Origin of the sequence: Pseudomonas sp. TJI-51, assembly GCF_000190455.2 — a bacterium.
Classification (GTDB): domain Bacteria; phylum Pseudomonadota; class Gammaproteobacteria; order Pseudomonadales; family Pseudomonadaceae; genus Aquipseudomonas; species Aquipseudomonas juntendi.
The window spans coordinates 178,983-197,341 of the sequence record NZ_AEWE02000014.1 but is presented as its reverse complement, the minus strand read 5'-3'; the positions used below and the strand labels follow the sequence as shown (position 1 = coordinate 197,341).

The following is an 18,359-nucleotide window of genomic DNA, read 5'->3' as shown; positions in this document are numbered from 1 at the left end:
GGTCTGATGGCCAACTGGAAGAATTTTCAAGGCGTTAACATGAGTGAAGATGCACAAGACGTAGTGCTGGTGGTCGAGGACGAACCAGCGATACGCATGATTCTGCGGGACTACCTGGCGGGCGAGGGCTACCACGTGCTGGTCGCCGAGGACGGTGAACAGGCGTTCGCCATTCTGGCCAGCAAGCCGCACCTGGACCTGATGGTGACCGACTTCCGCCTGCCGGGCGGGATCTCCGGGGTAGAAATCGCCGAGCCGGCGGTGAAGTTGCGGCCCGACCTGAAAGTGATCTTCATCAGCGGCTACCCCGCCGAGATCCTCGAGTCCGGAAGCCCGATCACCCGCAAGGCGCCGATCCTGGCCAAGCCGTTCGACCTGGACACCTTGCACGAGCAGATTCAGGCACTGCTGCGCTGATACCCGTCAAGGCCCTGTCACCGGCGCGCGCTGACGGGCCGGTGCTGATCAACGCAAGGTCCGCTCCAGCCCACCCAGCAACATGCTCTCCATCAACACCAGCGCTTGCGCTTCAGGCAATGCCTGCAGCGCGCCGGGCAATCGGTTCAGCAGCGTTGCAACCACCTGGGCGGTGGCCACCAAAGCTGGCCCCTGGAGCTTCGCCTGCGGTGCGATCAGCCGCAACAGCCCGGCCTCATAACGCCCGCGCAACTGCGTCAGGCGTGCCTGCTGGGCCTCGCTCAGGCAACAGAAATCACGCTCAGCCAAACGAAACTGCAGCGGCCGCTCGGCATGCAACTGCCAATGCGCCGCGATCAGGCAATTCAAGGCTGAAGCGCCGCGGGCCATGGCCCGCCGCCCCTGGTCCAGCAGGGCCTGCAACTCCTCGTACAGTTCCTCGATCAAGTCGAACAGCAGGTCCTGCTTGCTGGGAAAGTGGTGGTACAGCGAGCCGGCCGTCAGCCCGACATGTGCGGCCAATTCGCGCATGCTGACCTGGCCAAAGCCTTTTTCGGCAAACAGCGCCATGGCCTGTTCACGTCGCTCTTCGAAATTGGCACAACGCATCGCGGCATTGATCGGGGGCATGGCGCCTGGGCCTCAGTAGATGAAGAAGCCGCGGCCGCTCTTGCGCCCCAGCCAGCCGGCCGCCACCATCTCCTTGAGCAGCGGGGCAGGGCGGTACTTGCTGTCGTTGAAGCCCTCATGGAAGGCCTCCATGATCGCCAGCAAGGTGTCCAGGCCGATCAGGTCGGCCAGCGCCAGTGGGCCGATCGGCTGGTTGCAGCCAAGGCGCATGCCGGTGTCGATGTCCTCGGCGCTGGCCAGGCCTTCCTGGCGTACGAATATCGCTTCGTTGATCATCGGCACCAGGATGCGATTGACCACGAAGCCCGGCCGGTTGCCAGCAGCGATCGGGGTCTTGCCCAGCTTCTCTGTCACCAGCAATGCCTGGGCGTAGGTACCGTCGCTGGTCTGCAGGCCACGAATGATCTCGACCAGCGCCATCATCGGCACCGGGTTGAAAAAGTGCACGCCAATGAAGCGCTCGGGGTGGTCGATGCTGGCGGCCAACTGGGTCACCGACAGCGACGAGGTATTGGTCGCGATCAGGCAATCGGCGGCGACGTTGCCTGCCACCTGCTGCAGGATGCGTTGCTTGAGCTGCAGGTTCTCGGTGGCCGCTTCGATCACCATCTGCATCGTGGCCAGCTGGCCGTAGTCGGTGCTGGTGCGGACCCGGGTTTTGGCTGCCGCTGCCTGCTCGGCGGCGAGGGTCCCTTTGCTGACCTGGCGTTCGAGGTTCTTGCCCAGCGTTGCCAGCCCGCGCTCCAGGGCGGCGTCGGCCACGTCCACCAGCAGCACCTGGTAGCCTGCCACCGCGCACACTTGGGCGATGCCGTTGCCCATGGTGCCGGCGCCGATCACGGCGATCTGTTCAATGTTCATCTTTCAGTTTCCTCAAACCCGCTCGAAGACCACGGCGATGCCTTGGCCGCCACCGATGCACATGGTGGCCAGGGCGTAGCGCCCCTGAATGCGCTGCAATTCATGGATGGCCTTGGTGGCGATGATCGCGCCGGTGGCACCCACCGGGTGGCCCAGGGAAATGCCCGAACCGTTGGGGTTGACCTTTTCCGGGTCGAAGCCCAGTTCGCGGGCCACCGCGCAAGCCTGGGCGGCGAAGGCTTCGTTGGACTCGATCACATCCAGGTCCTGCACCTTCAGGCCGGTCTTCTCCAGCACCTTGCGGGTGGCGGGGATCGGCCCCAGGCCCATCAACTCGGGTTCCACCCCGGCATGTGCGTAGCCCACCAGCCGGGCCAGTGGCTTGAGGCCCAGGCGCCGCACCGCGTCACCGCTGGCCAGCACCAGGCCAGCGGCGCCGTCGTTGATGCCACTGGCGTTACCGGCAGTCACGGTGCCGTCTTTCTTGAACACCGGCTTCATGCCGGCCAGTTGCTCGGCGGTGACCTCACCGCGCACATGTTCATCGACACTGAACTGCACGCTGCCTTTGCGGGTTTTGAGTTCCAGCGGCACGATCTGGCTGGTGAAGCGGCCCTCGGCAATGGCGCGAGCGGCCCGGCGCTGGCTGGTCAGGGCCAGCTCGTCCTGCATTTCGCGGGTAATGCCCTGGCTGGCCGAGACGTTCTCGGCGGTGATGCCCATGTGGAAGTGCTGGAAGGGGTCGTGCAGTACCCCGACGGTGTAGTCGATGCCTTGCAGGTCACCCATGCGCGCGCCCCAGCGTGCCTGTGGCAGCAGGTAAGGGCCGCGGCTCATGGACTCGGCGCCAGCGGCAATGGCCACGTCGGTGTCGCCCAGCAGCAGCCCTTGGGCCGCCGAAACAATGGCCTGCAGGCCCGAGCCACACAGGCGGTTGACATTGAACGCCGGCGTTTCCTTGGGGATGCCGGCGTTCATGGCCGCAACCCGTGCCAGGTAGGCATCACGGGGTTCGGTAGGGATCACCGTGCCCATTACCACATGGCCGATCTGTTCGGCGGCCAGCCCCGAGCGCTCGATGGCGGCGCGGGTGATGGCGCTGGCCAGGTCGGCCAGCGGCAGGTCCTTGAGGGAGCCGCCAAAGCCACCGATGGCTGAACGGACGGCACTGACGACGTAGATTTCTGCGCTGCTCATAGAGGCTCCGATTGCATAGGCATGGCGGGACTGGGCCAGGCTCTGCGAGAATGGCCGGCGAGGTCCCGAAGTGGGTCCGAGTCTAGGCAAAGGCTCTGTCGCAGCCTATGCCGGAACTGTTCAAACAACCTGGCACTTTTTGCCACTCAGCATAGACAGCGAACACCGCCATGCGCGATAGCGATTCGGTCGCCGTGTACTTCCTCAACGCCATGCTGCATGCCCTGCGCGATTGCCCCGCCGAGCGTGACGCGCATTTGCGTGCGGTGGGCATCGACCCGCACCTGCTCGACCAGCCGCAGGCGCGGGTGCCGGCCCGGGCCTTCGCCGAGCTGTGGCTGGCAATGATCCGGCGCCTGGACGATGAGTTCTTCCGCCTCGACAGCCATGGCATGCCGTTGGGCAGTTTCGCCCTGATCTGTCGGGGCCTGATCCTGGAACCCAACCTGGAAAAGGCTCTACGCCAGTGCCTGGCAGGCTTTGGTCTGTTCCTGCACGATCTGCGCGGCAGCCTGACCGTGCGCGGTAGCCGGGCGCTGATCAGCGTGCAGTCGAGCATCGCCGACCCGTTGACCCGGGTATACGCCGAGGAAACCTACCTGGTGCTGATGGTCGGCCTGCTGTGTTGGCTGGGCGGGCGCAGGGTGGCGATTGACCGGACCGAACTGGCAGTGGCCCGCCCAGCCCAGGAGGATGACCTGCTGTTGTGGGGGCCGGACCTGCGCCTGGGCAGCGGGCGTACCGAGGTGGAGTTCGACAGTGCCTGCCTGCGCCGGCCGGTGGTCCAGGACGTGGCGGCGCTGAAAACCTTCCTGCGCAGCGCGCCGCAGGGGCTGGTCATTCGCTTTCGCAACCAGAACGGCCTGGTGGCCGAGGTGTACCGGCATTTACGGGCGCGTGGCTATGGGCAGTGGCCCACGTTGGCGTCGCTGGCACAGCAGCAGGGTATCAGTGCCAGCACCTTCCGCCGGCAGTTGGAGCGCGAGGGGCGCTCCTACCAGCAGATCAAGGACGAGGTACGCCGGGCGATGGCTTTCGAGCGCTTGCGCGAAGGCGTGCTGAGCATTGCCGAGATCGCCGAGCAGGCCGGCTTTCAGGAGCCCAGCGCGTTCCACCGGGCGTTCAAGAAATGGACCGGGCAGAGCCCCGGTAGCTACCGCGCACGGTTGGCCGGGCGCTGATCTTGGCCAGTGCCGACCCTTGCGCGGGTGCCACCGCGCCAACACTCAGCCCGCCGGCACCATGGCGAAGCCCACCCCGAAGCGGTTCCAGGCATTGATGGTGGCGATCGCCAAGGTCAGGTTGACCACTTCGGCCGGCTCGAAGTGCTGCAGCAGGGCTTCGTATTCGCCCTGCGGCGCACCCCGTTCAGGCAGGCGGGTAAGGCTCTCGAGCCAGGCCAGTGCTGCCCGTTCACGCGGGGTGAAGTACGCGGTTTCCTGCCACACGCACAGTGTTTGCAGGCGTGCCTCGGGCTCACCGGCCTTGCGCGCATCGTTGGCATGCAGGTTGACGCAATAGGCGCAGCCGTTGATCTGCGAGGCGCGCAGGCGCACCAGTTCCAGCAGCGAGTTTTCCAGGCCGCACCTGGCCAGCGCCTGTTCCAGGCCGACCATGGCTTTGTAGGCTTCGGGCGCGTGCTTGGCCCATTCGATACGGTTGTGCATGGCTGTCTCCAATGCGGATGTGGGGGGTGATGGCGCTACTGTAGCGCCGTTGATTGGCCACCCCGATAGCCAATTGCACGCTTGCGCAGGAGGCCAATGTCCATTCAGCTGGCCACTGACAGGCATCCAATCTCTTCATTTCTGCGCAGCCAGCCAAGCCGGGATAATGGTCGATCTTGCACGAAGAGAAACGAACGACCATGAGACCTGCGCTGAACCTGTTGCTGGTGATTTTGTTGGCCCTGAACCTGCGGCCGATCCTGACCAGTATCGGCCCCTTGCTCGAGCCCATGCGCGCCACTACCGGGCTGGGCTACCAGCAGGCCGCCCTGCTGACCGCTTTGCCGGTGCTCTGCATGGGCCTGGTGCCGTTGCTGCAGCCGTGGCTGCGGCGCTGGCTCAGCGAGCACGGCGGTATGCTGGGCGGCCTGGCGGCGATTGCCATGGCTTGCCTGTGGCGCCTGCAACTGGACAGTGCCTGGGCATTGATCGCCAGTGCGGTGGTCGCTGGCCTGGGCGTAGCGGTGGTACAGGGCATGATGCCGGGGCTGGTGAACCGCTGGTTCCCCCGCCGCCTGGCGGCGGCCATGGGCCTGTATTCGGCGGCGCTGATGAGTGGCGGTGGCCTGGCGGCAGTGCTGGGCCCGCACATCAGTGCGCACTTCGGCCACTGGCAGGCCGGCCTGGGCCTGTGGGCGGTGCCGGCCGTGCTGGCGTTGCTGGCCTGGGCCGTGCTGCGGCCACGCCATGGCACAGCGAAGCTGGCAGGGGCATCCGGTGGACACTGGTTCGGCACGCGCCGGGCCTGGTTGCTGGCCCTGTACTTCGGCTTGATCAATGGCGGTTACACCAGCATGGTGGCGTGGTTGCCGGCCTACCACACCGAGCACGGCGGCAGCGCCCAGGGTGGCGCCGACCTGGTGGGCCTGATGACCTTTTTCCAGGTGGCCGGCGCGCTCGGTTTGCCGCTGTTGCTGCGGCGCTATGCTGACCGGCGCCCCGGTTTGTGGCTGGCGCTGGCAATCCAGCTGGTCGGCTTTCTCGGCCTGTTACTGGCCCCCACCGTGGCCCCGGGGCTGTGGGTGGCGCTGATCGGTTTCGGCCTGGGCGCTTGCTTCAGCCAGTGCCTTACGCTGACCCTGGAGCATTTGCAAACGCCAGCCGAGGCGGGCAGCCTGGCGGCATTTGTGCAGGGCATCGGCTTCATCATTACCGGGATCGTGCCCTACATCACCGGTTGGCTGCGGGATGTCAGTGGTGACTTCCAGGCGTCGTGGACACTGTTGACGGTCACCGTGCTGGCCATGCTGTGGGTCACCGCGTTTTTCAACCCGCGCGGTTACTCGGCCGCCATCGCCCGCCCGGCAACCGGCAAGGCGGCACCGGTCAATTGAGGTGCTGCAGGGTGTCGCGCACGCGATCCAGTGCGGGGTCGATATCCAGCAGTTCAATGGCACCGAAACCCATCAGCAAGCCCTGCCGCGCAGGCGCTTCGCTGAAGAATGGCGCCAGTGGGTACAGGCCGACCTCGACCTTGCGCGCCATGTTGGCCAGCAATTCCACGTCGACCCCTGGTCTGGCCAACGCGCTCAGATGAAAGCCGGCGCTGGCCGGAACCGCGCTGAACCAAGGGGCCAGGTCGCCCTGCAGGCGCGCCAGAATGCGTTCGCGGCGCGCGCTGTAGACCTCATGGCAACGGCGAATGTGCTTGTGCAGGTGGCCCTCGGCAAGGAAACGCGCCAAGGCCCACTGCAGCAAGCTCGGGCTGTGCCAGTCACTGAGGTGCTTGGCCACGCAGGCAGCCTGCAGTACGGCAGGCGGCAGCACGGCGTAGCCCAGGCGCAGCTCAGGCAAAAGGGTCTTGGAAAACGTGCCCACGTAGGCCACCAGCCCCTGTCGGTCCAGGCGCTGCAAGGCATCCGCAGCGGGCCCCTGGTAGCGGAATTCACAGTCGTAGTCGTCTTCGATGATCAGCGCCCCCAGCTGCGCAGCCCGCGCCAGCAGCGCGTGCCGGCGCGCCTCGCTCATCGGCATGCCCAGCGGGAACTGGTGCGATGGCGTGACGTAGATCAGCCGGGTGCCGTCGGCGATGTGCTCGACGCACAGGCCCTGGTCGTCGACCGGTACCGACTGCAGATGCGCGCCCAGGGCCATGAACAGCTGCCGTGCCGGTGGGTAACCGGGGTCTTCCATGGCCACCTGGCAACCTGGCTCGACCAGCACGCGGGCGATCAGGTCCAGGGCCTGCTGGGCGCCGTTGCACACGAGCAGGTCGGCTGCGCTGCAGTGCACGCCACGGGTGTAGGCGATGTGGTGGGCGATGGCCTGGCGTAGTTCAGGCAAACCCTGGGCCGTAAAATGCCGGTCGGGGTGGCGCTGGCTGCGCCGCAGGGCGTAGTTCAGGCAACTGCGCCACTGGTCGAAGGGGAATTGGGCCTTGCTCGATACGCCGCCGATGAAATCGTAGCGTGAAGGGGCCTGCGCCTGGCGTTGGCTGAGCACCGTGGCGCGCGCTTGCCAGCGTTCGAGCGATGCACTGGCGGCCAGGGTGATGGCGCCAGGTTCGCTGCTGCGCAGCGGCTGGCGCGGTGTGACGAATGTGCCACGGCCCACCACACCGCTGAGCAGGTTGTCATAGGTCAGGCGTGAGTAGGCTTCGGCTACCGTCTTGCGCGACACACCCAGTTGTTCGGCCAGCAGACGGGTGGGTGGCAGCTGGGTACCAGCTGCCAGGTGGCCACTGTCGATGCCAGCGCGCAATTGCTGGTAAAGCTGGTCGGTGAGGCCTTTGCGGCCATCCAGGCGAATGTGCAGTTCCATGGAACGGTCCGGAGCGGGGGTGCCCACAGGATAGCGGATTGGCTGCGCCGTGTGCGCCGGGCCGCGAGCCTTGCGCTACGGCTGTCAGAGCCGGGCGGTGCTGATGGTGATGTAGCCTTTGCCCGCCAGCGCAATGCGTATCTGGGTTTCGTCTGTGGCTGCCTTGCGGTTGCGTTTGATGCATACGCCGTCGATTGCCGCCGCGCGCATGTGCTCGGCAATGGCGCGCCCGTTCGGGTCGAAAAGCACCTCGCTGGCCAGCAGCTCGATGCGCTCGATCAGCAAACGGGTCTGTTCGTCTGTAGCGCAGAAGAACATCACCCCTGACAGGTGCGGGTCGTCATCAGGGTTGCTGATGTCATGGGCGAGCATTTCGCGCAGGCTGCTGCGCAGTTCGGCAATGGAGCGTGCGTACGGGTGCATGCGGCGTTTCCCCTGGCTGGTCATGCTGCGCCGATCTTGTTTTCTCAACGCTGAGGCGGCAAGTAAGACGCGTCCGAACATTTTGTAGGGGAATTCTGAGTCTGCCCGAGTGGCAACCCTCTGTGCAGCCTTCACAAGGCTGCTGCGCCCGCCTTGGCCACTTGTGCGTCCTGGTCGGGCTTGACCCCCGACACGCCAATGGCACCCACCACCTGGCCCTGCACCTGCAGCGGTACACCGCCCTCCAGGCAGGTCAGCAGCGGTGCGGTGACGAACGCGGTGCGCCCGCGATTGACCATGTCTTCGTAGTCCCGGGTTTCCTTGCGCCCCAGCGCCGAGGTGCGGGCCTTTTCCATGGCAATGTAGGCACCGGCTGGCGCACACCCATCCAGACGCTGCAGGGCCAGAGGGTGCCCGCCGTCGTCGACCACCACGATGGTCACAGGCCACTGTTCGGCCAACGCATGCTGGCGCGCAGCCTCAAGTACACGGGTAACCTCGGCCAGGCGGATCACGGGTTTGCTATGCATGGGCGTTCTCCGGCCGCAAGGCGGCTTCGACGATTTCCACCCAGTGCCTGACGGGGGTGCGCCCTGCACCGGCGAGGTGGGTCTGGCAGCCGATGTTGGCCGTAGCGATGATGTGCGGCTTGCCGCTTTCCAGCGCGTTCAGGCGGTTGTCGCGCAGTTGCAGGGCCAGGTCCGGCTGGGTCAGCGAATAGGTGCCCGCCGACCCGCAACACAGGTGGCCATCGGGCACGGCGGTCAGGGTGAAGCCCAGGCGGGTCAGCAATGCCTCCACCGCCCCGCCCAGTTTCAGGGCATGTTGCAGGGTGCATGGGCAGTGAAAGGCCAGGCGCTGTTCAGCGCACAGGCCTAACTGCTCGACGGGCTCGGCAGCCAGCACCTCCACCAGGTCGCGGGCCAGCGCGCTGACGCGCGCCGCCTTGGCTGCGTATTGGCGGTCTTGTGCCAGCAGGTGGCCGTAGTCGCGCACGAACGCGCCGCAGCCACTGGCCGTTTGCACGATGGCCTCGGCACCCGCCTCGATGGCGGGCCACCAGGCGTCTATGTTGCGCCTTGCACGCTGCAGGCCCTGCGCCTGGGCGTTGAGGTGATAGTCCACGGCGCCACAGCAGCCTGCCTGGCGGATCGGCTGCACACTGATCCCCAGCCGGTCGAGCAGCCGCGTGGCAGCGGCGTTGGTATTGGGCGAGAACGCCGCCTGCACGCAGCCTTCGAGCATCAGCAACCGGCGGGCATGGCGCGGCGACGGGCGCACGCCGGGCGGTGTCACTGATGCCGGCACTTTGCCCTTGAGCGTGGCCGGTAGCAGCGCTCGGAGGGCCTGGCCGCTGCGGGTCAGCGCCTTGAACAGTGCCGGGCGCGGGACCACCGCGCGCAGGCCCTGGCGCAGCAGGCGCTGGCCGAGTGGTCGCGGCACCTGCTGCTCGGCCACGGCGCGGCCAATGTCCAGCAGGTCGTGGTAGCGCACCCCGGACGGGCAGGTTGACTCGCAGTTACGGCAGCTCAGGCAACGGTCCAGGTGCAGTTGGGTGCTGGCGCTGACCGGCTCGCCTTCGAGCATCTGCTTGATCAGGTAAATGCGGCCGCGCGGGCCATCCAGTTCGTCACCCAGCAACTGGTAGGTGGGGCAGGTGGCGGTGCAGAAACCACAGTGCACACAGGCGCGCAGGATACTTTCGGCTTCGTCGGCACGGGGCAGGCGGCGAGCGCTTTCGCTGAGGTTGGTTTGCATGGTCTGGCCTCACAGGTCCGGGTACAGGCGGCCGGGGTTGAATACCCCCTGGGGGTCGAGCTGTTGCTTGAGCGCCTGGTGGTAGCGCATCAGCGCAGCGGGCAGTGGCGGGCTGCTGGCCGCACCAGGGGTGTAGGCGGTCGCGTGGCCGCCCACCCTGGCAACCGCCTCGCGAATGTTGTGCGCCTCTGCGTCAGACTTGAGCCAGCGCTGGGCACCGCCCCAGTCGATCAATTGCTCGCCGGGCAATGCCAGCTCGCCGCAGGCAATGGGTACGGACAGCCGCCACAGCGGGGCGGGGCCGTTGAAAAAGGCCATGCGCTGTTCGCGCAGGTCGTTCCAGAACCGGCTGTCCAGCGCTTCACCGCCCAGCCGCAGGCGCGCCGAATGCACCGAACCCTCGCCGCCTTCCAGGCGCAGGTACAGGGCATCGCCGTGGTGGCAGGCGGCGCTGATCGGCAGCGGCTGCTGGCCCCATTCGGCCAGTTCGGCCAACGCCTCGTGGCGGCCCATCGGCAGCCGCAGGCTCAGGCACTGGCGCGGGCGTGGCAGCACCTTCAGCGACACCTCGGTCAACAAGCCCAGGCAACCGAAGCTGCCCGCCATCAGGCGCGACACATCGTAGCCAGCGACATTCTTCATGACCTCGCCGCCAAAGCGCAGCAGCTTGCCGTGGCCGGTAACCACGCGTGTACCCAGTAGGTAATCGCGCACCGACCCCGCCCAGGGCCGCCTGGGGCCGGACAACCCGGCCGCGACCATGCCGCCCAACGTCGCATCAGGCCCCAGGTGGGGCGGTTCGCACGGCAGCATCTGGCCGGCCTGGTGCAGCGCTGCCTCGATTTCGCGCAGCGGCGTGCCAGCGCGGGCGGTCAGCACCAGTTCGGTCGGGTCATAGCTGACGATGCCCCGGTGGCGGCGGGGGTCCAGCACTTCAGCCACCACCGGGTTGCCGAGCATGGCCTTGCTGCCGCTACCCTGAATGCGCAGTGCCGTCCCTTGGTTCAGCGCCTGGTTCACCTGTTCGAGCAGGGCCTGGCTGTCGTCGTGGTCCATGCTCATTAGAAACGCTCCAGCTCGGGAAAAGGCAGTTGCCCGTGGTGCACGTGCAACGCGCCGAATTCGGCGCAGCGGTGCAAGGTGGGGATGTTCTTGCCGGGGTTGAGCAGGCCTTGTGGGTCGAACGCAGCCTTCACCGCATGGAACAAGGTGATTTCGTCGCTGTTGAACTGTGCGCACATCTGGTTGATCTTTTCCCGGCCGACCCCGTGTTCACCCGTGATGCTGCCGCCCACGGCCACGCACAGTTCGAGAATCTTGCCGCCGATGGCCTCGGCGCGCTCCAGTTCACCCGGCAGGTTGGCATCGAACAGGATCAGCGGGTGCATGTTGCCGTCGCCGGCATGGAACACATTGGCCACGCGCAGGCCGTATTCGCTGGACAAGTCGCTGATGCCTTTCAGCACGCGCGGCAGCTCGCGGCGTGGGATGGTGCCGTCCATGCAGTAGTAGTCGGGTGAAATGCGCCCCACGGCCGGGAAGGCATTCTTGCGCCCGGCCCAGAAACGCACCCGCTCGGCCTCGTCGCAGGCCAGCCGCACGTCGCGGGCGCCGGCTTGCGCCAGCACGGCCGCGACCCGTTCGCAGTCAGCGTGCACATCGGCCTCGACACCGTCCAGCTCGCACAGCAGGATGGCCGCCGCCTCCACCGGGTAGCCCGCGTGGATGAAGTCCTCGGCGGCGCGGATTGCCAGGTTGTCCATCATCTCCAGGCCGCCGGGGATGATCCCGGCAGCAATGATCTGGGCCACGGCGCGGCCGGCGTCCTCGACACTGTCGAAGCTCGCCAGCAGTACCCGTGCGACTTGCGGTTTGGGCAGCAGCTTGACGGTCACTTCGGTGACGATGCCGAGCATGCCTTCGGAGCCGGTGAACAACGCCAGCAGGTCGAAGCCAGGGCAGTCGAGGGCATCGCTGCCAAGGGTCAGGCGTTCACCCTCGACGGTGAGTATTTCGACCTTGAGCAGGTTGTGCACGGTCAGGCCGTACTTCAAACAGTGCACGCCGCCGGCGTTTTCAGCCACGTTGCCGCCGATGGAGCAGGCTATTTGCGAAGAGGGGTCAGGTGCGTAGTACAGGCCATGGGGGGCTGCGGCCTGGGAAATGGCCAGGTTGCGTACCCCGGGCTGCACCCGGGCGAAGCGACCCTGCGGGTTGACCTCCAGGATGCGGTTGAAGCGCGCCATGACCAGCAGAATGCCCTTGGCCAGTGGCAGGGCGCCACCGGACAGGCCGGTACCGGCGCCACGCGCCACTACCGGTACGCCGCGTTGATGGCACAGCTTGAGCAGCGTCTGCACCTGCTCCAGGCGTTCGGGCAGCACGACCAGCAACGGTACGGTGCGGTAGGCCGACAGGCCGTCGCACTCGTAGGGCTTGAGGTCTTCTTCGCGGTGCAAAACGTGCAGGTCGGGCAGGGCAGCCTGCAATGCCCGCAACAGCGCCTCGCGGTCACTGCTGGGCAGCGCACCATCGACGCGTTCGTCGTAGAGAATGGTCATTGGCTCACTCGGCAACGGTTTTTATTGTTGTTGGCAAAGCGGTCACGCTTGCAGCCTGCGCGCGGTGCTAGTCTGGGTCGAGTGGGCTCGCCACTGGTCCTACCAGTTTTTCCGCTGGGTACTGGCCGTTGGTGGCCTGGCTTGGCTAGATTGCAGGCGGGTGTGCAAGTGGTCCTACCAGCAGGAGGGTGCGCTATGGCGAACGAGGGCAGGGCGAAGGTGGCCGACCAGGTGGCCGGGCGGGTCGAGCGGCTGATTGTCGAAGGCGTGCTCAAGGTGGGCGAGGCATTACCTTCGGAGCGGCGGCTGGTCGAGAAGCTGGGGTGTTCGCGCTCTGCACTGCGTGAGGGGCTGCGGGTGCTGCGCGGGCGCGGCATCATCGACACCGAGCACGGGCGCGGCTCCTTTGTCGCCGACCTCACCGGGCACGCGGGCTACACGCCGTTGATGCATCTGTTCAGCTCACAGCCGCGCACATTGTTTGACTTGCTGGAAGTGCGCGCCTTGCTCGAGGCCGAATCTGCCCGGCTGGCAGCGTTGCGCGCCACCGACGTGGACCGCTTGCTGATCCGCCGCCGCTATGAGGAGATGCTGGCCGCGCATCAGGCCGTCGAGGCCATTGATGCCCGTGAGCACGCCCACCGCGATCATGCGTTCCATCGGGCGATCAGCGAGGCCTCGCACAACCCCGTGCTGGTACATACCCTGCAATCGCTGAGCGATCTGACCCTGAACACAGTGTTTGCGTCGGTCAACAACCTGTACTGCCGGCCGGCGCAGAAACGCCAGATCGATCGCCAGCATGCACGCCTGTATCACGCGGTGATGGAGCAGTTGCCGGAACAGGCCCAGCGCGCGGCGCGCGAGCACATCCATGGCATTCGCGACAGTTTGCGGGAGATCGAACAGGAGGAGCAGCGCCTGGTCAGGGCGACCATGCGTATGGATGGTTGGGGGTGAGCCGAACCTGCGCCGGCCCCGGCGTGGGTAGATTCACGCAGAGGCAGGTGCAAGTCTGATTCAACGATCAGCGATGCGGTCATCCTGCGACAGAATGGCCCTGGCCAGCTCTTCGTCGTCGGCCTGTAGCCCTGGGTGGTCCTTGCGGGCCTGTTCCAGTGCGGCTTCGACATAAGCGCCGCGAATCGCACCCCCACTGGCAACGAACGCCGAAAGCTCGTCGCGGGCAGGAATGATCCGTTTGTCATCCTTGAAGGTGGAATACAGCGAAGCGGAAACACCGGCCGAGGTGGCGACGTCGCCCGCATCGACGCGGGCCAGTGCGGCACCGGCAGGCAGCAGGAGCAGCAGCGCAGGGGCGATGAGTAGGTGGCGCATGTCGTGTTCTCCAGAAGGGTGAAGCCCAAGGAATAAACCACTCAGAGGTTAAGAAAGCATCAGTGTGAAAGTAGTTCCGTTGTTCGTTGGCAGAATGCATGCCCGCAGGTGGTACCGGGCATTGACCGCCTCGCGGTGCGCGTGGTCTGCTCTGCCATTCGCTCATCACAGCCACCGCAAGGTTCGCCCATGCCTGACTACAAGCTGCATTGCTTCGCCGAATCCGGCAACGCCTACAAGGCCGCGCTGATGCTGCAATTGACTGGCCAGAACTGGCAGCCGGTGTTCGTCGATTTCTTCAACGGCCAGACCCGCGAGCAAGCCTGGCGCGATGAGGTCAATGAACAGGGTGAGGTGCCGGTGCTGGAGCACGCTGGCAAGTCCTTGACCCAGTCTGCGCTGATTCTGGAGTACCTTGCGCAGCAGACCGGGCAATTCGGCCCCCGCGACGCGGACGAAAAGCGCGAAATCTGGCGCTGGATGCTGTTCGACAACCATAAGTTCACCAGCTATTACGCGGCGCTGCGTTTCCTGTTCTGCCTGAAGAACACGGGCGAAACCGACGTGACGCAGTTCTTGCGCGAGCGTGCCACCGCCGCGTACCGCATTGTCGATGCCCATCTGGCGAAGGCCCCGTTCATGGTGGGCGGGCGGTTGACCATCGCCGACCTGTCGCTGGCGGGGTATGTGTTCATGCCGGAGGACACCGGTATGGCGTTGGCCGAGTTCACCCACATCGAGGCATGGAAGGCACGCATCCAAGCCATGCCAGGGTGGAAGCACCCCTACGAGCTGATGCCTCGTACCGGTGGGCAGCACTGAGGGCACGGGGCTGCTCTGGGCTTGAAGCACGGGCCCGCTCAGCCAGCAGGCCCGCGCAGCATCAGGTATGCGGCGTAGTGCGCGGTGGCACGGCACCCGCATACTCGGGCTTCAGGTGCCCCTGTTCGTCCAGCAGGTAGGCGTCCATCACTTCACGCACCACAGGCCCCGCCACCCGGCCACCGGCTTCGCCGTTCTCGATCATCACCGCCACCACCACGGCCGGGTGGTCAGCCGGGGCAAAGCCGACGAACAGGGCATTGTCGCGGTGCCGTTCCAGTGTCTTGTCACGGTTGTAGCGTTCACCCTGCTTGATCGCCACCACCTGTGCGGTGCCGCTTTTGCCGGCAATCCGGTACTGCGCGCCGGCCGCGGCCGCACGGGCGATACCCCGCGGGTCGTGCATGACCATCTGCATGCCCTGGCTGACCTGGTCCCAGGCGTGCTTGTCATGCAGCACGATGTCGGGCATCGGGTGGGGGTCGACCGGTGCATCGCCGCCTACGGTCATGGCCAGGTGCGGGCGGTGCCACACGCCCTTGCTGGCCAGCAGGCTGGTGGCCTGGGCCAGCTGCAACGGGGTGACCTGCATGTAGCCCTGGCCGATGCCAAGGATCAGTGTTTCGCCAGGGAACCAGGCCTGGCGCCGGGTGGCCCGTTTCCATTGGGCCGAAGGCATCAGGCCGGCGGCCTCTTCGAACATGTCCAGCGACACCTTCTGGCCCAGGCCGAACTCCGCCATGTAGTCGTGCAGGCGATCGATGCCCAGTTTGTGCGCCAGGTCGTAGAAGTAAGTGTCGTTGGAGCGCATGATGGCTGTGTACATGTCTACCCAGCCGTCACCGCTGCGGTTCCAGTTGCGGTATTTGTGGGCGTAGTTGGGCAGCTCGTAGTAGCCCGGGTCGAACACCCGGCTGCCGGGGGTGATCACGCCGCTGTCGAGGCCGGCGATGGCCACTTCCGGCTTCACCGTCGAGCCGGGCGCGTACAGGCCGCGCAGCACGCGGTTGAACAGTGGGCGGTCGATCGAATCGCGCAATTGTGCGTACTGCTTGAAGCTGATGCCCTTGACGAACAGGTTGGGGTCGAAGCTGGGGTTGCTGACCATGGCCAGCACGTCACCATTGGCCGGGTCCAGCACCACCACCGAGCCACGGCGGTCGCCCAGGGCCTTTTCGGCAGCGACTTGCAGGCGGGCGTCCAGTGTCAGCACGATGTCCTGCCCGGGTGTCGGGGCCTTGTGGTTGAGCACGCGCATCACCCGGCCCTGGGCGTTGGTCTCGACTTCCTCATAGCCCACATGGCCATGCAGCTGGCTTTCGTAGAAGCGCTCGATGCCGGTCTTGCCAATCGACTGGGTGCCCCGGTATTCGGTGCTGTCGAGTACTTTGGCCTCCTTCTCGTTGATGCGCCCCACGTAGCCAACCGAATGGGCGAAATGCGCGCCCAGCGGGTACTCGCGGATGAACTGTGGTTCGACCTCCAGGCCCGGCAGGCGGAACTGGTTGACCGCCACCAGGGCGATCTGCTCTTCGCTCAGCCCCACTATCAGGGTGACCGGCTCGAACGGCTTGCGGCCCCGGCGCAGGTCCTTGTCGAACTGCTTGCGGTCGTCCTCGTTCAGCCCCAGTACCTGGGTCAGGGTATCGAGCACCTTGGCCGAATTGCCGCCGGTCCGCTCGCGGGTAATGGTCAGGTCGAAGCTGGGCTTGTTGTCGGCCAGCACCACGCCGTTGCGGTCGTAGATAAGCCCGCGCTCAGGGGCGATGGGCAGCACATGCACGCGGTTGTTTTCCGAGACGGCGCTCTGCTGGTCGTGCTGCAGCACCTGCAGCACATAGAGCCGACCCACCAGCACGGCACACAGGCTGAAGACCAGGGCGGCGCAGGCCAGAAGCCGGCGGTTGACCAGGTGCTTTTCCTTTTCGTGGTCCTTGAGGGGGATAGGTTGCGGCATTCGGGGCTCTTTTGTGCGGGTTTCGCGCCGATGTGCAGGCGCGCGAACGGGCGGGGGATGCTACGCAACCCACCCGGCAGCCTCAAGCCTGGTGGTGGCTGGCGGTAGCCTGGCTTGCGCTGTGCGCCGCATGGTCAGGGCGCTGGGGCGCTATATGAAGATTTGTTCATGGCGCCGGGTGCGATGACAGGCCTATGCGGTAATGCCGTGATCGATATGGATCCATGCACTGAATCTGTTCGATAAACGAACGCGAATTAACGGTAATCATGAATATGTAAAGTACTGATAATTAAGATTTAAATTTTTGGTTTTTGGGCTGATCAGAATGTCATCACCGGCCTGAGCCGTGCTTGCTTTAGCCCCATGGATTGTTTGTGGATCCATTATTTGTTTGATTAGCGCCTGACATCGGCTGGAGCCCTCCAGCCTGATGCGCCGACAACTACAAGAAGGGTTCAGTCATGAATGGCTTTTCCAGGGTATGGAACCGTCAGGGTTCCTTGCGCTTTGCCTGCGCGTGCGTTGCCGTTGTGCCACCTGCAAAGCGGCAGGTGGCGCTATGAATAACGACCTCAAGCAGCGCCTGGACAACGACCCGATGGGGCGCTTTCAGTGCCTGGCCATCGGCATATGCATCCTGCTCAACATGATCGACGGCTTCGACGTGCTGGTCATGGCCTTTACCGCTGCCTCGGTGTCTGCCGAGTGGAACCTCAACGGGGCGCAGGTGGGCTTGCTGCTCAGTGCCGGCCTGTTCGGCATGGCGGCGGGCTCGCTGTTCATCGCACCCTGGGCTGACCGTTTCGGGCGGCGCCCGCTGATCCTGCTATGCCTGGTGCTGTCGGGGGTCGGCATGCTGCTCTCGGCGTTGAGCCAGAGCCCGATGCAACTGGCCCTGTTGCGTGGGCTGACGGGCCTGGGCATTGGCGGCATCCTGGCCAGCAGCAACGTCATTGCCAGCGAATATGCCAGCAAACGCTGGCGCGGCCTGGCGGTCAGCCTGCAGTCCACCGGCTATGCCCTGGGGGCAACCCTGGGCGGTTTACTGGCGGTGTGGCTGCTGGGGCAGTGGGGTTGGCGGTCGGTGTTTCTGTTCGGCGGCATCGTCACCGTCTGCGTGTTACCGCTGGTCTGGTTGTGGTTGCCGGAGTCGCTGGACTTTCTGCTGGCACGCCGGCCAGCCAACGCCCTGGTGCGGGTCAATCGCTTGGCCGTAAGGCTAGGCCACCCGGCACTGGCGCAGCTGCCAGCGCTTGCGGCCAGGGTGCCGGGCAGTGCCAGCGGTTTCCGGCAACTGTTGGTGCCGGCCATGCGCCGGACCACGCTGGTGATCTGGCTGCTGTTCTTCCTGGTCATGTTCGGTTTCTACTTCGTCATGAGCTGGACCCCGAAGCTGCTGGTGGCTGCCGGGCTGTCCGCGCAGCAAGGCATTACGGGCGGTGTTCTGTTGAGCGTGGGCGGCATCCTCGGTGCGGCGCTGATCGGCGGGCTGGCCTCGCGCTGGCCGCTTACCCGCGTGCTGGCGCTGTTCATGCTGACCACTGCGGCGCTGCTGGTGCTGTTCGTGGCCAACGGGGGCTCGGCTAGCGCGGCATTGGCCCTGGGCCTGTTGATCGGGCTGTTCGCCAACGGCTGCGTGGCCGGCTTGTATGCCTTGTCGCCGGTGGTCTACGACGCATCGGTGCGCGCCACCGGCGTGGGGTGGGGCATCGGCATCGGGCGTATGGGCGCCATTGTGTCGCCCACCGTGGCGGGTGTGCTGCTCGATGGCGGCTGGCAGCCGCTGCACTTGTATGGGGTGTTTGCCAGTGTGTTCATGCTGGCGGCGGGGTGCCTGCTACTGCTGCGCTCACCCAGGCCGGCCCCAGTGGCGGTCAGCGATGCGCTGAGCCACTGACTACTCGA

18 protein-coding genes are annotated in these 18,359 nt (G+C 65.7%); 6 read left to right on the top strand and 12 right to left on the bottom strand.

What is annotated here, in order from left to right; all coding sequences use genetic code 11:
* Nucleotides 1–39: 39 nt before the first annotated feature.
* Entirely contained in the window at nucleotides 40–417 is a 378-nt protein-coding gene (locus G1E_RS04270) for a response regulator (RefSeq protein WP_009686481.1), read from the top strand.
* A gap of 48 nt (nucleotides 418–465) precedes the next feature.
* On the opposite strand, the gene G1E_RS04265 is transcribed toward G1E_RS04270, so the two are convergent.
* From G1E_RS04265 to G1E_RS04255, 3 genes are read right to left on the bottom strand one after another with little or no spacing between them, the layout of a single operon-like run.
* Nucleotides 466–1,047: a TetR/AcrR family transcriptional regulator gene (locus G1E_RS04265; protein WP_009686482.1), complete on the bottom strand. Its 582-nt coding sequence runs from the start codon at nucleotides 1,045–1,047 to the stop codon at nucleotides 466–468.
* A gap of 12 nt (nucleotides 1,048–1,059) precedes the next feature.
* Nucleotides 1,060–1,908, bottom strand: a complete 849-nt coding sequence (locus G1E_RS04260; RefSeq protein ID WP_009686483.1) for a 3-hydroxybutyryl-CoA dehydrogenase — start codon at nucleotides 1,906–1,908, stop codon at nucleotides 1,060–1,062.
* A 12-nt stretch (nucleotides 1,909–1,920) separates the two neighbouring features.
* A complete protein-coding gene (locus G1E_RS04255) occupies nucleotides 1,921–3,105 on the bottom strand; it encodes an acetyl-CoA C-acyltransferase family protein (RefSeq protein ID WP_029887040.1) in 1,185 nt (394 codons plus the stop codon).
* A 170-nt stretch (nucleotides 3,106–3,275) separates the two neighbouring features.
* On the opposite strand from G1E_RS04255, the gene G1E_RS04250 reads away from it, so the two are divergent.
* Entirely contained in the window at nucleotides 3,276–4,286 is a 1,011-nt protein-coding gene (locus G1E_RS04250) for an AraC family transcriptional regulator (RefSeq protein ID WP_009686485.1), read from the top strand.
* 45 nt (nucleotides 4,287–4,331) lie between these two features.
* Here the strand turns inward: G1E_RS04250 and G1E_RS04245 are convergent, their stop codons facing one another.
* A complete protein-coding gene (locus G1E_RS04245) occupies nucleotides 4,332–4,772 on the bottom strand; it encodes a carboxymuconolactone decarboxylase family protein (RefSeq protein WP_009686486.1) in 441 nt (146 codons plus the stop codon).
* A 200-nt stretch (nucleotides 4,773–4,972) separates the two neighbouring features.
* On the opposite strand from G1E_RS04245, the gene G1E_RS04240 reads away from it, so the two are divergent.
* Complete coding sequence (locus G1E_RS04240) at nucleotides 4,973–6,166, top strand: CynX/NimT family MFS transporter (protein ID WP_009686487.1); 1,194 nt, start codon at nucleotides 4,973–4,975, stop codon at nucleotides 6,164–6,166.
* Here G1E_RS04240 and G1E_RS04235 read toward each other — a convergent pair.
* The 6 genes from G1E_RS04235 to glcD all read right to left on the bottom strand — a co-directional run bounded on the left by G1E_RS04235 (nucleotide 6,159) and on the right by glcD (nucleotide 12,334).
* A complete protein-coding gene (locus G1E_RS04235; RefSeq protein WP_009686488.1) occupies nucleotides 6,159–7,592 on the bottom strand; it encodes a PLP-dependent aminotransferase family protein in 1,434 nt (477 codons plus the stop codon). The genes G1E_RS04240 and G1E_RS04235 overlap by 8 nt on opposite strands.
* 84 nt (nucleotides 7,593–7,676) lie before the next feature.
* Entirely contained in the window at nucleotides 7,677–8,015 is a 339-nt protein-coding gene (locus tag G1E_RS04230) for a hypothetical protein (protein ID WP_033691133.1), read from the bottom strand.
* Between the two features lie 131 nt (nucleotides 8,016–8,146).
* The gene (locus tag G1E_RS04225; RefSeq protein WP_047149657.1) at nucleotides 8,147–8,545 is read right to left on the bottom strand and encodes a heme-binding protein; all 399 of its coding nucleotides are present in this window, start codon (nucleotides 8,543–8,545) and stop codon (nucleotides 8,147–8,149) included.
* Nucleotides 8,538–9,773: a glycolate oxidase subunit GlcF gene (glcF, locus tag G1E_RS04220; protein WP_009686491.1), complete on the bottom strand. Its 1,236-nt coding sequence runs from the start codon at nucleotides 9,771–9,773 to the stop codon at nucleotides 8,538–8,540. The genes G1E_RS04225 and glcF overlap by 8 nt, the downstream gene beginning before the upstream one ends.
* A gap of 9 nt (nucleotides 9,774–9,782) precedes the next feature.
* Nucleotides 9,783–10,835: a glycolate oxidase subunit GlcE gene (glcE, locus tag G1E_RS04215; RefSeq protein ID WP_047149656.1), complete on the bottom strand. Its 1,053-nt coding sequence runs from the start codon at nucleotides 10,833–10,835 to the stop codon at nucleotides 9,783–9,785.
* Nucleotides 10,835–12,334, bottom strand: coding sequence for a glycolate oxidase subunit GlcD (glcD, locus tag G1E_RS04210; protein WP_047149655.1), 1,500 nt, complete (start codon nucleotides 12,332–12,334; stop codon nucleotides 10,835–10,837). Before glcD ends, glcE begins: the two co-directional genes overlap by 1 nt.
* 195 nt (nucleotides 12,335–12,529) lie before the next feature.
* Between glcD and glcC the strand changes: the two genes are divergently transcribed.
* The gene (gene glcC, locus G1E_RS04205) at nucleotides 12,530–13,294 is read left to right on the top strand and encodes a transcriptional regulator GlcC (RefSeq protein WP_009686496.1); all 765 of its coding nucleotides are present in this window, start codon (nucleotides 12,530–12,532) and stop codon (nucleotides 13,292–13,294) included.
* 60 nt (nucleotides 13,295–13,354) lie between these two features.
* On the opposite strand, the gene G1E_RS04200 is transcribed toward glcC, so the two are convergent.
* On the bottom strand, nucleotides 13,355–13,672 hold the full coding sequence (locus tag G1E_RS04200; protein WP_009686497.1) for a DUF2388 domain-containing protein: 318 nt from the start codon (nucleotides 13,670–13,672) through the stop codon (nucleotides 13,355–13,357).
* Nucleotides 13,673–13,861: 189 nt separating this feature from the next.
* Between G1E_RS04200 and G1E_RS04195 the strand changes: the two genes are divergently transcribed.
* A complete protein-coding gene (locus G1E_RS04195) occupies nucleotides 13,862–14,494 on the top strand; it encodes a glutathione S-transferase family protein (protein ID WP_009686498.1) in 633 nt (210 codons plus the stop codon).
* 61 nt (nucleotides 14,495–14,555) lie between these two features.
* On the opposite strand, the gene mrdA is transcribed toward G1E_RS04195, so the two are convergent.
* Nucleotides 14,556–16,451: a penicillin-binding protein 2 gene (gene mrdA, locus G1E_RS04190; protein WP_047149654.1), complete on the bottom strand. Its 1,896-nt coding sequence runs from the start codon at nucleotides 16,449–16,451 to the stop codon at nucleotides 14,556–14,558.
* A 562-nt stretch (nucleotides 16,452–17,013) separates the two neighbouring features.
* Here mrdA and G1E_RS04185 point away from each other — a divergent pair.
* Nucleotides 17,014–18,351, top strand: coding sequence for an MFS transporter (locus tag G1E_RS04185; RefSeq protein WP_009686502.1), 1,338 nt, complete (start codon nucleotides 17,014–17,016; stop codon nucleotides 18,349–18,351).
* The last annotated feature ends 8 nt before the right edge of the window (nucleotides 18,352–18,359 follow it).